Below are 14,342 nucleotides of genomic sequence, written 5' to 3' on the forward strand. Positions count from 1 at the left end.
TCCGAGGCGCCGTCCAGTGTCGCGCCCGCGCCCAGCGCGCTGCCCAAGCTTCCCGTGGGGAACGGGTTCCTGCCCGCCTCCCCGCCGGACGAGGCCCCGGTCGGTGCGTCCGGCGGCGGTGCTTCCGACTGGAGCGGGGCCCTCGCCGGGCCCGCCGCCTCCGTTCACGTGACCGGTGTGGTGCCCAAGGGCGAGGTCGACTCTCTCGTTGCGGCCAAGGACGCCGAAGAGGTCGAGGACGCTGAGGACGCCGAGAGCGCTGAGCGCGCCGAAGACGTTGAAGTTGCCGCCGCCGCTTCGCCCGTTGCCGAGAGTCTGGGGGGTGGCGATCTTGAGAGTGGCGCCACCATGCGGTTCTCCGCTCGCGCGTTGAAGCGGGAGATCGAGGAGCGGGGCAAGGAGGAATCGGGCAAGGAGGAATCCGGGCCGGGTGAGTCCGCGGTCGTGCCTCCTGCTCCCGCCATGCCTCCTGCGCCGGTTCCGGCTCCCGTCGTGGATCCCGCTCCCGTCGTCGATCCCGCTCCCGTCCTGGCCGAGGTATCGGACGACTCCGCGGAGCCGGATGAGAGTGAGGGCGAGGGCGAGGATCGTGGTGCTGAGCTGTCCGTGGCCGCTGAGGACGAGGCCGAGGGCGAAGCTGCCGATGCTGTTGTGGCTTCCGTCGACTCGGGGTCCGGCCTCGGCTCGGATCAGGGGCAGGAGCCGGGCGCGGACGACGTGCCTTCCGGTTCTGTGACGGGTGACGTCGACAGTGGTTCGGGAGTCGCACTCGATGCCGTTGCCGCTCCCGACGTCGTCGACGACGTGCAGGACTCCGTGCCGTCCGCCTGGACTCCGCCGCCCACGCCGCAGGCCGGGCTTCCGCCGCTGCCGCCCGCCTATCAGCCCGCCGCTCCTGCCTCCGCGCCGCAGTGGCCCGCGCCCACGCCCACTCCGCCGCCCGCGCAGCCGGTGCAGCCCGAGCCCGTACAGGCGCAGACCCCGCCGCCCGCGCCCGCCCCGGCACAGCCGCAGCCGCAACCTCAGCCGCAGCCGCCGGTTCAGGCCCAGCCGCCCGTCGCTCCGCAGGCACCCCACGTACCGCAGCCGCAGCCTCAGCCGCAGGCCCAGCCTCAGCCCGGCAGTTACGGGTTCCCGCAGGCAGGTCCTCAGAGTGCTCCCCCGGCCGGTTACGGGTTCCCGCAGCCGCCCGCGCCCGCGCCGCAGGAGCAGCAGCCGTTCCCGGCCCAGCCGCAGCCGCAACCTCAACCGCCCGTCCAGGCACAGCCTCCGGTCCAGCCCCAGCCGCCGCAGCAGCACCAGGCCCCGGCCCCGGCCCCGGCCCCGGAGCAGCCCGGTCAGATGCCGGGGCAGCCCCCCATCGACCCCCGCACCGGCGCCGCCTGGCCGCAGGCCCTACAGCACGACCAGCGCGAGCGCACCAATCCCGGCGCCCCGCTCGGGTACACCGCCGCCGTCGAACTCTCCTCCGACCGGCTGCTGCGCAACAACAAGCCGAAGGCGAAGAGCAGTCGGCCCGCGGGCGGCGGTTCCCGGTTCAAGATCGGTGGCAAGAAGGAGGAGGCCGAGCGGCAGCGGAAGTTGGAGCTGATCCGGACTCCGGTGCTGTCCTGCTACCGCATCGCCGTCATCAGCCTCAAGGGTGGCGTCGGCAAGACGACCACCACCACGGCGCTCGGCTCCACGCTCGCCACCGAGCGGCAGGACAAGATCCTCGCGATCGACGCCAACCCCGACGCCGGTACGCTCGGGCGCCGCGTGCGCCGTGAGACCGGGGCCACCATCCGTGACCTCGTGCAGGCCATCCCGTACCTCAACTCGTACATGGACATCCGCCGCTTCACCTCGCAGGCGGCGTCCGGGCTCGAGATCATCGCCAACGACGTCGACCCGGCCGTGTCCACGACCTTCAACGACGAGGACTATCGGCGCGCCATCGACGTACTGGGCAAGCAGTACCCGATCATCCTCACCGACTCGGGTACGGGACTCCTGTACAGCGCCATGCGCGGGGTCCTCGACCTCGCCGATCAGCTCATCATCATCTCGACCCCGTCCGTGGACGGCGCGAGCAGCGCGTCGACGACGCTCGACTGGCTCTCCGCGCACGGGTACGCCGATCTGGTCTCGCGGTCCCTCACCGTCATCTCCGGTGTGCGCGAGACCGGCAAGATGATCAAGGTCGACGACATCGTGTCGCACTTCGAGACGCGGTGCCGCGGCGTCGTCGTCATCCCCTTCGACGAGCATCTCGCCGCCGGGGCCGAGGTCGACCTCGACATGATGCGGCCGAAGGTGCGGGAGGCGTACTTCAACCTCTCCGCGTTGGTGGCGGAGGACTTCGTGCGGGCCCAGCAGAAGCAGGGGCTGTGGACGTCGGACGGGAATCCGCCGCCGCACATGGCTCCGCCGATGCCGGGGCAGCAGCAGCCTCAGCCGTACGGCGGGGGGCAGGTGCCTCAGCCCGGGCAGGCGCCCTATCCGGGGCAGGCGCCTTACCCGGAGCAGGGGCAGCAGCCTCAGCCGTACGCTCAGCCGCAGGCGCCCTATCCGGGGCAGCCGGGTCCTGGCGGTCAGCCCCAGCAGCCCCAGCAGCCCGGGCAGTACGGGTATCCGGGGCAGCCCGGAGGGGCTCAAGGGTGGCAGTCGACTGGGGCTTCCCAGGCGTATTCCGCGCCGGGGGCGGTGCCTGGGCAGGTGCCTCAGCCTCAGCCTCACGTGCAGGCTGTGCCGCAGCAGCCCCAGCAGCCCGGGCAGCCCCAAGCCGTGCAGCCCGGGGCGCCCTTCCAGCCGGGTGCGCCCTTCCAGCCGGGGCAGGCAGCGCAGGCCCCGCCTCCGCCTCCCGAGGGGCACCAGCCACCGCCGCAGCAGCAGCAGCAGCAGTAATCGCCGTACGCCAACTCCAGTGGGCCCGCACCGTTCTCGGTGCGGGCCCATCCGCGTTCCTGCCCTGGTCATCGCCACGCCACACGGGGGCTGTGCCCACCCTTCCCCAAGCTCTCGGCTTCGCTCGAGCAGGGGAGACCCCACTCGCCCTGCGGAACGCCCGCCCACAGCGGGAGCCCCCCTACCAGCCCCTCCCCCCACCGCCACCCCCTCACCAGCCAAGCATCAAAGGTCTTGACCAATGCGGATGAAATCCCGGTCAACTCGTTATTTCCGCAGGCCACATGGGGTTCACCTGCCGTTGACGCGCGCAGACTGGCGCTGGTAGACACTCACATCAACCAGCTGACGTCCCTTGATCACACAACGTGCAACCAGCCATCCCTGCGCGAGCGATGACGCGAGGTCACCGAGCCATGGACACACAAGATCAGCACGGCAGAACAGCAGCACCGAAGAGCACAGCACCCCGCCGACCCCACGGCCGCCTGAGGATCGCACTCGCCGGTGGCGCCGCCGCGTTCACTCTGACGGCCGGTCTCGCCACGCCGCTCAACCCGGCCCCTCAGCAGGCCGCGGCCAAGGCGGACGACGGCAAGAAGGTGCTGACCGTCGCCGTCGCGCAGAGCGTCGACTCGCTCAGTCCCTTCCTCGCCCAGCGGCTGCTCAGCACCAGCATCCACCGGCTCACGTACGAGTACCTGACGAACTACGACCCCAAGGACAACAAGGCGATCCCCGGCTTCGCCACCTCGTGGAAGCCCTCGGCCGACAAGCTGACCTGGACGTACACCATCCGGGGCGACTCCAAGTGGTCGGACGGCAAGCAGGCGACCGCCGAGGACGCCGCCTGGACGTTCAACAAGGTGATGTCCAAGGAGGGCACCGCCACCGCGAACTCGAACTTCGTCACCAACTTCAAGAAGGTGACCGCTCCCAGCCCCACCAAGCTGGTCATCGAGCTGAAGAAGCCGCAGGCGACCATGGCCGCCCTCGACGTGCCGATCGTCCCCAAGCACGTGTGGGAGAAGGTCGACGACATCTCGAAGTTCAACAACGACAAGGACTTCCCGATCGTCGGGAACGGCCCGTTCATCCTGACGGACTACAAGGTCGACCAGTACGTACGGCTGAAGGCCAACAAGAGCTTCTGGCGCGGCTCGCCCAAGTTCGACGAGCTGGTCTTCAAGACGTACAAGGACCAGGACGCCGCCGTGTCCGCCCTCAGGAAGGGCGAGGTGTCGTTCGTCGCCGGGCAGCCCGCGCTCACTCCCGCGCAGGCGGCTTCCCTCAAAGGCGAGGAGAACATCAAGGTCAACGAAGGGCCCGGGCGGCGCTTCTTCGCCCTTGCCACCAATCCGGGCGCCAAGACGCTGGACGGCGAGAAGTTCGGTGACGGCAATCCGGCCCTGCTCGACAAGCGGGTCCGCCAGGCGCTGTTCCTCTCGGTCGACCGCCAGGCGATCGTCGACAAGGTCTTCCAGGGACAGGCCGTCGAGGGCGCGGGCTACATTCCGCCGCGCTTCGCCGACTACGCGTGGAAGCCGTCCGCCGACCAGGAGCTGAAGTACGACCCGAAGCGGGCCGCCAAGCTCCTCGACGAGGCGGGCTACAAGAAGAACGGTGACGGCAAGCGCGTCGGCAAGGACGGCAAGCCGCTGGACTTCCGCATCCTGTGCCACGCCACCGACCCCAACGACAAGGCGGTCGGCAAGTACCTCAAGGAGTGGTGGGGCGACCTGGGCATCGGGCTCAAGGTCGACTGCCTGGACGACGTGTCCGTGCCCTGGTACGCGGGCGAGTACGACCTCGCCTTCGACGGCTGGTCGGTCAACCCCGACCCTGACTTCGTGCTCGGCATCCACACCTGCCCCGCGCTGCCGAAGAAGGCCAAGGAGAGCGCCGCCACCGACAACTTCATCTGCGACAAGAAGTACGACGAGCTCTACGACAAGCAGCTCGCCGAGTACGACCCGGCCAAGCGCGCCGGCATCGTCAAGCAGATGGAGTCGTGGCTGTACGACTCGGGATACATGAACGTCCTCGCGTATCCGAACGCCGTCGAGGCCTACCGCACCGACCAGATCAAGTCCATCACCACCATGCCGACGGCCGCGGGCAACATCTACGGCCAGGACGGATATTGGAGCTGGTGGTCGGCCGTGCCCGCGGATGGGAAGAGTTCCTCCAAGGACGGCAGCTCGACCGGTGTCATCATCGGTATCGCCGCTGCCGCGGTGGTGCTCGTGGGCGGCGGAGTCCTGTTCGCCCTGCGCCGCCGTTCGACCGCAGAGGACCGCGAGTAACGCATGACCGCTGACAGCAATCCCGCACTGCTCGACACCGAGGGCCCGCCGGGCCCCGGGGCCGACGGCGGACCGGCCACCGCCGGTCTGTCGTCGGCCCGCGGGCCGCGCGCCCGCGACACCCGCGCCTATCTCCTCTACGTGGCGGGCAAGCTCGGCGGCGCCGTCGTGTCGCTGTTCGCCGTGCTCGTCACCAGCTTCTTCCTGTTCCGGCTCATCCCCGGCGACCCGGTCAAGCAGATGACGGGCGGCAAGCGCGTCTCCGCCGAACAACTGGCCGCGATGCGCCAGGAGTTCGGCCTCGACAAGTCGGTCATGGCCCAGTTCTTCGACTACACGGGCAACGTCCTGACCGGCGACTTCGGCACCTCCTACCAGTTCCACGCGCCCGTGATGGACAAGATCACCGAGGCGCTCCCCGCGACGCTCCTGCTCACCGGAACGGCGTACGTCCTCTACACGCTCATCGGCATCTGGCTGGGCACCCGCACGGCCTGGCGCAACGGCGGGCTCGGCGACCGCTTCAACACAGGGCTCGCGCTGACGCTGTACTCCGTGCCGTCGTTCTGGCTCGGCCTGCTGCTGATCATCACGTTCGCGGTGGGCATCGGGCCGATTCCGGGGATGTTCCCGACCGGCGGTCTGGAGTCGGGCGGCGAGACGGGGATCGCGTACGTCCTCGACGTCGCGCACCACATGGTGCTTCCCGTGATCACCCTGGTCGCCGTCGGCTACGCGCAGACGCTGCTCGTCATGCGCTCCTCGCTCCTCGACGAGATGGGCAGCGATTATCTGACGACCGCGCGCGCCAAGGGGCTCAGGGACGATCTCGTACGGCGCAGGCACGCCGTGCCGAACGCCATGCTGCCCACCGTCACCCTGATGTTCGTCAATCTCGGCACGGTGGTGGCGGGCGCGATCCTCGTCGAGACCGTCTTCTCCTGGCCGGGGCTCGGCGGGCTCTTCTACTCGGCGCTGAGCGTGCCCGACCTGCCGCTGGTGCAGGGGCTCTTCTTCGTCTTCTCCACCGCGGTGATCCTGATGAACACCCTGGCCGACGTGATCTATCCGCTGCTCGATCCCCGGGTGGGCCGATGACGACCGAATCCGCACCGACCACCCCGACCACGCCGACAGCGGCTGCGAAGAGCGCGCGGTCGCTCGCCTGGACCCGGCGCAGGCACTCCGCCGCCCGCTTCTGGCGGGAGTACCGCACGCACAGGGCCGGGCTCTTCGGCCTCGCCGTGCTCGTCCTGATCGGGCTCGCGGCGATCTTCGCGCCGCTGCTCGTCGGCTCGGACGCGCAGAGCGTGACCGACGCGCCGGGCAAGCCGATGGAGTCGCCGAGCGGCGAATTCCCGCTCGGCACCGACCAGTTCGGGCGTGATCTGCTCGGGCTGCTGGTGTGGGGCGCGCGCGTCTCGCTCTCCGTGGGGCTGCTCGCGGCCGTCCTCTCGGTGGCCATCGGCACCCTCGTCGGGATCACGGCGGGACACTTCAAAGGCTGGTACGCGACCGTCATCATGCGCGTCACCGACTGGTTCCTGGTGATGCCGACCCTGGTCCTCGCCATCGCCCTCGCGTCCGTCATGTCCCGCTCGATCTGGACGATCATCCTGGCGATCGGCGTGACGACCTGGCCGACGACGGCGCGCCTGGTCCGTGCGCAGACGCTCGCCGTGGAGTCGCGCCCCTACATCGAGCGGGCCCAGGCGCTCGGCGGCGGCCACGGTCACATCATGGCCCGGCACGTGCTGCCCAACGTCATGCCGCTCGTCCTCGCGCAGACCACCCTCGTCATCTCCGGCGCCATCCTCACCGAGGCGACGCTCGCCTTCCTCGGCCTCGGCGACCCGACGGGCGTCTCGTGGGGCGGCCTGCTCCAGGACGCGCGCGAGGCGGGCGCGGTCAGCGCGGGCCACTGGTGGTACCTCGCCCCGCCCGGACTCGCCATCGCGATCGTCGCACTGGCGTTCACGCTGTGCGGCCGCGCCGTGGAATCCGTGCTCAACCCCAGGCTGGGGGCCTCCCGTTGAACCATGTGAGCAAGGACGACGTGGCGGCAGGCGGCGCGCGCCCGGCCGAACAGCGCCTCCTGGACGTCAAGAACCTCGAAGTGACGTACGCGAACGGCGCCGCCGCCGTCCGCGGCGTGCACCTCTCCGTCGGCGCGGGCCAGAAGCTCGGCGTCGCGGGCGAGTCCGGCTGCGGCAAGTCGACGCTCGCGCTCGCCCTGCTCCGGCTGCTGCCCGCGGGCACCAAGGTGTCCGGCGAGATCCTGCTCGACGGCGAGGACATCCTCACCATGAAGTGGGGGCGGGTCCGCGCGGTCCGCTGGGCGGGCGCGTCCATCGTCTTCCAGGGCGCCATGCACTCGCTGAACGCGGTGCACCGCATCGGCGACCAGATCGCCGAGCCGATCCTGCTGCACAAGAAGGCGACGCAGACCGGCGCGAAGACGAAGGTCGGCGAACTCCTCGAACACGTGGGGCTGCCCGCCGCCCGCGCCGACGCCTATCCGCACGAGCTGTCCGGCGGCCAGCGCCAGCGCGTGATGATCGCGATGGCGCTCGCCTGCGACCCGCGCCTGATCATCGCCGACGAGCCGACCACCGCGCTCGACGTGATGATCCAGGCCCAGATCCTGCGCCTGATCGAACAGTTGGTGGCCGAGCAGGACCTCGGCCTGATGATGATCAGCCATGACCTCGCGGTGCTCTCCGACACCTGCGACCGGCTCGCGGTGATGTACGCGGGCCGCGTCGTCGAGGAGGGCCCCGCGTCCGAGGTCTACGAGAACGCCCGGCATCCGTACGGAAAGGCCCTCTCCGCCGCCTTCCCGCGGATCGGCGACGCGGCATCGCGGTTCGCCCCGCGCGGCCTGCCCGGTGACCCGCCCGACCCGTCCGCGCTCCCCACCGGCTGTACGTTCCATCCGCGCTGCCCGGTCGCCATCGACTCCTGCGCCACCGACGACCAGGCCCTGCGGGACGCGGGCCCTCAGCACCGGTCGGCCTGTGTCCACGCGGGCTCCCAGCTCCCCGCACAGCCCACCTCGGCATCGGCCGCGGAGAGCGCATCGTGAACCAGAGCACGCCGAAGAGCCACGAGGAGCCGCGCATGACCACCGACACCCCGGGCGGCCCCCTCCTGTCGGCCGCCGCCCTGCACATCGCCTTCCCCGGGCGGCGGGGCGCGCCGACCGCCCGCGCCGTGGACGGCGTCGACCTCGACATCAAGGCCGGTGAGATCGTCGCGCTGGTCGGCGAGTCGGGCTGCGGCAAGACGACGCTCGCCCGCTCGCTCCTCGGCCTGGTGCCGCCGACCACCGGCAAGGTGACGTTCGCCGGGCAGCCCCTGGACTACTCCGGCCGCGCCCTCAAGGCGTACCGCAAGCGGGTCCAACTGGTCCTCCAGGACCCCAGCGGCTCGCTCAACCCCCGGCACACCGTGTACGACGCGGTGGCCGAAGGGCTGCGCATCCACGGCTACGCGGGCGACGAACGGGCCTCGGTCGCCGACGCCCTCTCCCGGGCGGGCCTGCGCCCGCCGGAGCGCTTCTTCCTGCGCTACCCGCACGAGCTGTCGGGCGGCCAGCGCCAGCGCGTGGTCATCGCGGGCGCGCTGGTCCTGGAACCCGAACTCATCGTCGCCGACGAGCCGGTGGCCTCCCTCGACGCGTCCGTACGCGGCGAGATCCTCGCCCTGCTGCTCCGGCTGCGCGACGAACTCGGCCTCTCCGCGCTCGTGGTGACGCACGACCTGGGCCTCGCCTGGAACATCGCGGACCGCGTGGCGGTGATGTACCTGGGCCGGATCGTGGAGACGGGGACGGTGGAGGAGGTGCTGACGTCTCCTCAACACCCTTATACGCAGGCGCTGTTGTCGGTACTCCCGGAGGCACCGGGTGCGCCCGTGGTCCTCACGGGCGAGCCGCCGGATCCCTCACGCATTCCGGGCGGGTGCCGGTTCCACGCGCGGTGCCAGGTGCTTTCCTCTGGCGAGGCCGAGCGGGTGGGCGTTGCCGATCGGTGCCGGGGGGAGGATCTGCCGGTCCTGTCTGGCGGCGGGGAGACGCAGGTTGCCTGTCACTGGGCGGTGGCGCGGTAGCGTCTGCCGGGACCCGCGCGTCGGCGCCCGCAGGTGCGTCGTGGTTGCTCGCGCAGTTCCCCGCGCCCCTGACGGGGCGCCCCTTTAGGGGCGCGGGGAACTGCGCGACAAGCCCCCACCGGCACGCGGAAAAGGACTACGCCCCAGCCGCCTCAACCAGCTCGCGGGACCGCTTAACGTCATCCGCCATGGCGACCAGCAACTCATCGATCGAGTCGAACTTGGCCATCCCCCGCACGAAGGCCAGGAAGTCGACGGCGACGTGCAGCCCGTACAGATCGAGCCCGACGCGGTCGATCGCGTACGCCTCGACCGTCCGCTCGGTCCCGTCGAACGTCGGATTCGTGCCGACCGAGATCGCCGCGGGCATCGCCTCTCCCTCGACCTGCAGCCACCCGGCGTACACGCCGTCGGCCGGGACCGCCGTGTGCGGCAGGGTCTCCACGTTGGCCGTGGGGAAGCCGAGCTCGCGCCCGCGCTGGGCGCCGCGCACGACGATGCCCTCGACGCGGTGCGGGCGGCCGAGGATCTCCGCGGCGCCCGTGACGTCGCCCTCGGCGACCAGGCGCCGCGTCAGGGTGGAGGAGAACGGCTCACCGCCGCCCGCCGCGCCGCTGACGTACAGGTCGATGACATCGACCTCGTAGTCGTACGTCGCGCCGAGCTCGGTCAGGAAGTCGACATTGCCCGCGGCCTTGTGACCGAAGCGGAAGTTGGGGCCCTCGACGACCACGCGCGCGTGCAGCTTGTCGACGAGGACCTTCACGACGAAGTCGGCGGGCGACAGCTTCGAGAACTCGGTGGTGAAGGGGAGGATGAGCAGCGCGTCCACGCCGAGGTCCGCCATCAGCTCGGCGCGCCGGTGGTGCGGGGCGAGCAGCGGCGGATGGCTGCCGGGGCGCACGACCTCGCTGGGGTGCGGGTCGAAGGTGACGACCACGGCGGGCACGCCGAGCTCACGGGCGCGCGCCACGGCGCGGCCGATGATCAGCTGGTGCCCGCGGTGCACGCCGTCGTAGGAACCGATGGTGACGACGCTGCGCCCCCAGTCCTGGGGGATGTCCTCCAAGCCACGCCAGCGCTGCACTTCTTTGCTCCTCGCCGAACCCGTGTATGGCACGTACGTCTGTACGTTCCCGTTGCCGATTGCGCAGGTCTAAGACTGCCATGCCGACGGGTTCCCGCTCGCATCGGTATCTCATCGGAGGGGGTGGCGGGGGTCACTCGGGCCTAGGCAGGGACCCGGTCCCCGCCCGCCAGGCCGCCGAGCGTGCGGCGCGCGCTCGGGCCGACGAGCGCGGCCCACTCCTGCGGGGCCGCGCCGATCCAGCGGGTGACGAGCGCGGCGAAGCCCGGCTCGGAGCGGGCCAGTTCCACCAGGCGCCGGTCGAAGCAGACGGCCCCCTCGGGGGTGCGCACCAGGAGCAGCGCGGTGCGGTGCACGCGCGCGCGGGTACGGACCTCGCCGCACTCGGGAAGGCCGCGCACCACGGACCGCAGGACGCTCTCCAGGACGGCGCAGTCCCGCTCCTGGCTCAGCAGTACGTCGAGCAGCTCGCCCCGCAGCTCCCGCGACGCGGCGGTGCCCGAGGCGGCCAGGACGGGCGCGAGGGCGGCGCGCACCTGGGCGGGGCGGCTGTGCAGCAGCCCCGCGACCAGCGGGAAGAGCACGGCGCGCACGCCGGGACCCTGTTCGAGACGCCGGTCGATGTACGAGGCGGCGGGGCCCGCCGCCTCGGGGCGGGCCTCCAGGAGGTCGTGCACGAGGGTGGCCACGCGGCGCGCCAGGGTGGGCGTCGTGACGTCGGCGAGGCTGCGCAGGACGTCGTCGGCGGCCCGTCCCGGCGCGTGCAGGCGGGCCCGGAACGCGGCGAGCACCGGCTCGGGGTGGGTGGCGATGGCCTCGGCGAGGGCGCTCGCGGGCAGCTGGGGGTCGCCGTCCGCGAAGTGCCGCAGGGCCCGGGGCAGATGCCGTGACCGGGTGTGCGGGTCGCGGACGAGGAGGGCGAGCGCGGCGCCGTGCAGGGTGTCGTCGACCGGACGGGCCAGCAGCGCGAAGGCGGCGTACCTGAGCAGTTCCCTGTCGGCCTCGGTGACGGTGTGCGGGGCGGCGCGCAGGCCGTAGGCGACGGCGGCCACCCGGCGCGCGGGCCGCTCGTCGTGGGCCCAGCGGTCGACGGCGCGGCAGACCGCGGACGGCTCCTCCTCGGCGAGGGCGGCGAGCAGCTCGTCGGCACGGGCGTTGGCGCACCTCACCAGGGCCTCGGTCAGGTCGTCGATGGCGCGGTGCCGGTGGGTGTACAGGAGCGCCTGCGCGGCGGAGGCGACGGTGGCGTCGGGCGCGGCGTCCAGCGGCCGCTCGTCGGCGAACCATCCCGCGAGCTGCGGCTGCACGCCCGCGGGGTCCTCGGCGAGGAGCTCGGCGACGGCGTCCAGACAGCGGTCGGGGGTGCCCGGCGGGCCGTCCCGGACGACGAGCCGCCGCAGCAGGTCGAACCGCGCGGCCTCCCCCAGCGGAAGACCGAGCCAGAACCCGGTGCCGAACTCCCCCCGGTCGGCGAGCACCCCGAGCACCCCGAGGTACGGCGTGGCGTCCCCCACCCGCGAAAGGACCTCCGTCAGCAGTCTCCCGGCCCACCACTTCCCGTCGCTTCCCTCGCTACCGGCTGGCGCGCCCGGTTCCCCGTCCCTGAACTCGCCCAACGCGTCCACCAACTCCCCGAGCCGCGCGGCCAGTTCGGCCGCGCCCCGCTGCCTCTCCAGCGAAAGGAGTGCCTGGATCACGGGGCCCGCCCGGTGGCGCGGGACCGGCAGCGGGCGAGGACCCCGCGGCAGCGGGCCCGGGGGACGGTGGCGGTGGATCAGGGAGGACAGGGCGCCGTCCACGTCGAGGTGGAGGCCCTGGATCCAGTCGGCGAGTTCCTCGTGCGCGAAGCGGTAGCCCGATCCGGCGGGCACAAGCAGGCCCTCCGTGAGGACCGCGGAGGCCCACCCCGTGCACGTGTCGAACCCCTTGCCCGGCAGCGCGCCCCACGGGAACACCTCTTCGAACGCGGCCCGGTCGAGCTCGCCCTGGCCCGGGCCGAGACAGCGCCGGGCCGCCTCGTGGAGCTGCCCCGACACCCGCGCCGCGAGGCGCCGCACGGCGGTCCCCCGCAGTCCGTTCGCCGCCGCGAGCCGCACCGCGACCCGCAGGCACTGCAGGTCCAGGTGGGCCGCGAAGATCTCCGCACGGTCCGGCCCGCCCGGCGGCGGCGCGTCGGGCAGCGCCGCCCGCACCTCCCAGAGAAGCCGCAGCGCCAGCGGATGCCGTGCGTCGGCGGCGGCGAGCGTGCCCTCCGGGATGCCGTACCGCGCACGGGCCCGCGCGGCCTGCGGCGCGGGCAGGTCACCGAGTCGTACGCAGCCCGGCAGACCGTCGCCGCAACCGGTGCCGGTGCCGTGCAGCGACGCCGCGTCGAAGTACGCCCCCGCCTGCTCCCAGTACTCCGCGCGGCAGGCGACGACGAGGCGCGCCCCGACCTCCCGCAGCCACGCGGCCGTGCCGTCGCTCCATCCGGCCAGGCGGTGCGCGAGCGCGGGCGGCATCTCCTCGGGCCCGTCGAGGAGCAGCAGGAGCGGCCGCCCCGCGTCCCGCGCCACCCGCGCGACCCGCGCCGCCGAGATGTCCCCGGGCCCACTGTCGGCCGGTGTCTCCTCGGACGCGGCGAGGATCCGGCCGGCCCGGTCGAGGGCGCGCGCCACCGCGTCGGCCACGGACGCGTCGTCGGCCCGCAGGTCGGCGCCGCGCAGCCAGAGCGTGGGGGCGGGCGCGGCGCCCCTGGCCCGCCGCGCGGCGAGGGCGGCGAGCTCGGTCGTGCGCCCGGTGCCGGGGTCGCCGACGAGTCCGAGCACGCACGCGTGCCCCGCGGCCGCGGTGAAGGCGTCGAACTCCCTTGTCGTGTCGGGCCGCTCCACGGGTTCGAGCACGGCGGCGCGCGGCCCGTCCGAGCCCAGGGACGTGGCGGTCAGGTGCAGCGCTCCTGCCGTGTTGAGGTCGTGGCCGTACGCCGGGACGGTCGCGGCGTTGCGCGCGAGGAGCTCGTCGAGCGGCCCGCCGGGGTCGGCGGCGGCGGCCTCCCGCAACGGCACGGCGAAGCCCGCGGCGCGGTGCGCGAAGGGCGCTTCCCCGGCCGGGGCGCGCTCGGACGCCTGCGGCAGCAGGGCGGTCCCGAGGACGGCGAGCACCGCACCGGAGGCGGCGTCGACGACAGGGCCCCCGGCCGCGCCGCCACCGAGCCGCAGCGCGTCCGCGCCCTGCGTGCCGATCGCCAACTCCAGGGCGGCGCCCACCAGATGGAAGCGGTCCGTCGCCGTGTACGTCACCGGAGAGGTGCCGAGCACCCGCGCCTCGCGCCACCCGCAGGCGGCGATCCGCACATAGGCGCCGGTCTCCACGGAGTCCCTGACGGTGACGGGCAGGGGCCGCAGATCGAGCCCTTCGGTGCGGACCAGCGCGAGATCGGTGCCGGGCAGTGCCACCACGGCGTCGGCCGGTACGACGCAGGTGCGCTCGCCGGGGCCGTGCAGGACGACCCTGGCCAGGCCGTCGACCGCTTCGTGGCTGGTGATGACCGTGCCGTGCTCGTCGGCGGCGAAGCCCGTGCCGCGCGGGCGGCCCGCCAGGTCGCATATCCGCACCAGGGACCGGTCGAGCACCCGGTTGTCCCGCGCGCCGTCACCGCCCCGCGCGCCGCCGGTGTCCCCCGCCCCCCTGGCGTCCCCCGCGCCCTTGGCCCGCGGGCCCCGTCCCCCCATGACCGAACCTCCCCGCCGCACCCCGTCCTTCCGACCGTAGGTCGGCGGTGATCAGCGGGACAGAACGCGGCGCGAACGCGCCCCCTTCCGCTCCCTCGGTTCACTCCGAGCGCCTGCCCGAAGGGGTGAATCGGCGCCGAGCGGTGGAAACACCTTGGGTGGGGGGTGGGGGGATCGTGGAGCGGCGCGCTGGAAAGCCCGCCGCTCCACGACTGAATACACGACGGAGCAGAAGCCCCGTCT

8 protein-coding genes are annotated in these 14,342 nt (G+C 72.6%); 6 read left to right on the forward strand and 2 right to left on the reverse strand.

Features of this window, described 5'->3' with window-relative positions; genetic code table 11:
* Positions 1-54 precede the first annotated feature (54 nt).
* From CP970_RS11635 to CP970_RS11665, 6 genes are all read left to right on the forward strand, one after another.
* Entirely contained in the window at positions 55-2,886 is a 2,832-nt protein-coding gene (locus CP970_RS11635) for a MinD/ParA family ATP-binding protein (RefSeq protein ID WP_450262678.1), read from the forward strand.
* 416 nt (positions 2,887-3,302) lie between these two features.
* Positions 3,303-5,192 carry an ABC transporter substrate-binding protein gene (locus CP970_RS11645; protein WP_079043860.1) on the forward strand — a complete coding sequence of 630 codons (1,890 nt, stop codon included), beginning with the start codon at positions 3,303-3,305 and terminating at the stop codon, positions 5,190-5,192.
* Positions 5,193-5,195: 3 nt separating this feature from the next.
* On the forward strand, positions 5,196-6,290 hold the full coding sequence (locus tag CP970_RS11650; RefSeq protein WP_055553083.1) for an ABC transporter permease: 1,095 nt from the start codon (positions 5,196-5,198) through the stop codon (positions 6,288-6,290).
* Positions 6,287-7,228 carry an ABC transporter permease gene (locus tag CP970_RS11655; protein WP_055553082.1) on the forward strand — a complete coding sequence of 314 codons (942 nt, stop codon included), beginning with the start codon at positions 6,287-6,289 and terminating at the stop codon, positions 7,226-7,228. The genes CP970_RS11650 and CP970_RS11655 overlap by 4 nt, the downstream gene beginning before the upstream one ends.
* Positions 7,117-8,277: an ABC transporter ATP-binding protein gene (locus tag CP970_RS11660; RefSeq protein WP_191094903.1), complete on the forward strand. Its 1,161-nt coding sequence runs from the start codon at positions 7,117-7,119 to the stop codon at positions 8,275-8,277. The genes CP970_RS11655 and CP970_RS11660 overlap by 112 nt, the downstream gene beginning before the upstream one ends.
* Before the next feature lie 35 nt (positions 8,278-8,312).
* On the forward strand, positions 8,313-9,302 hold the full coding sequence (locus CP970_RS11665) for an ABC transporter ATP-binding protein (protein ID WP_055553086.1): 990 nt from the start codon (positions 8,313-8,315) through the stop codon (positions 9,300-9,302).
* Positions 9,303-9,438: 136 nt separating this feature from the next.
* Here CP970_RS11665 and CP970_RS11670 read toward each other — a convergent pair whose 3' ends face one another.
* Together CP970_RS11670 and CP970_RS11675 are read right to left on the reverse strand one after the other, a co-directional pair.
* Positions 9,439-10,389: a bifunctional riboflavin kinase/FAD synthetase gene (locus tag CP970_RS11670; RefSeq protein WP_055553081.1), complete on the reverse strand. Its 951-nt coding sequence runs from the start codon at positions 10,387-10,389 to the stop codon at positions 9,439-9,441.
* Between the two features lie 143 nt (positions 10,390-10,532).
* The gene (locus CP970_RS11675; protein WP_224058380.1) at positions 10,533-14,099 is read right to left on the reverse strand and encodes a serine protease; all 3,567 of its coding nucleotides are present in this window, start codon (positions 14,097-14,099) and stop codon (positions 10,533-10,535) included.
* Positions 14,100-14,342: the final 243 nt, after the last annotated feature.

Origin of the sequence: Streptomyces kanamyceticus, assembly GCF_008704495.1 — a bacterium.
GTDB classification, from domain to species: Bacteria; Actinomycetota; Actinomycetes; order Streptomycetales; family Streptomycetaceae; genus Streptomyces; species Streptomyces kanamyceticus.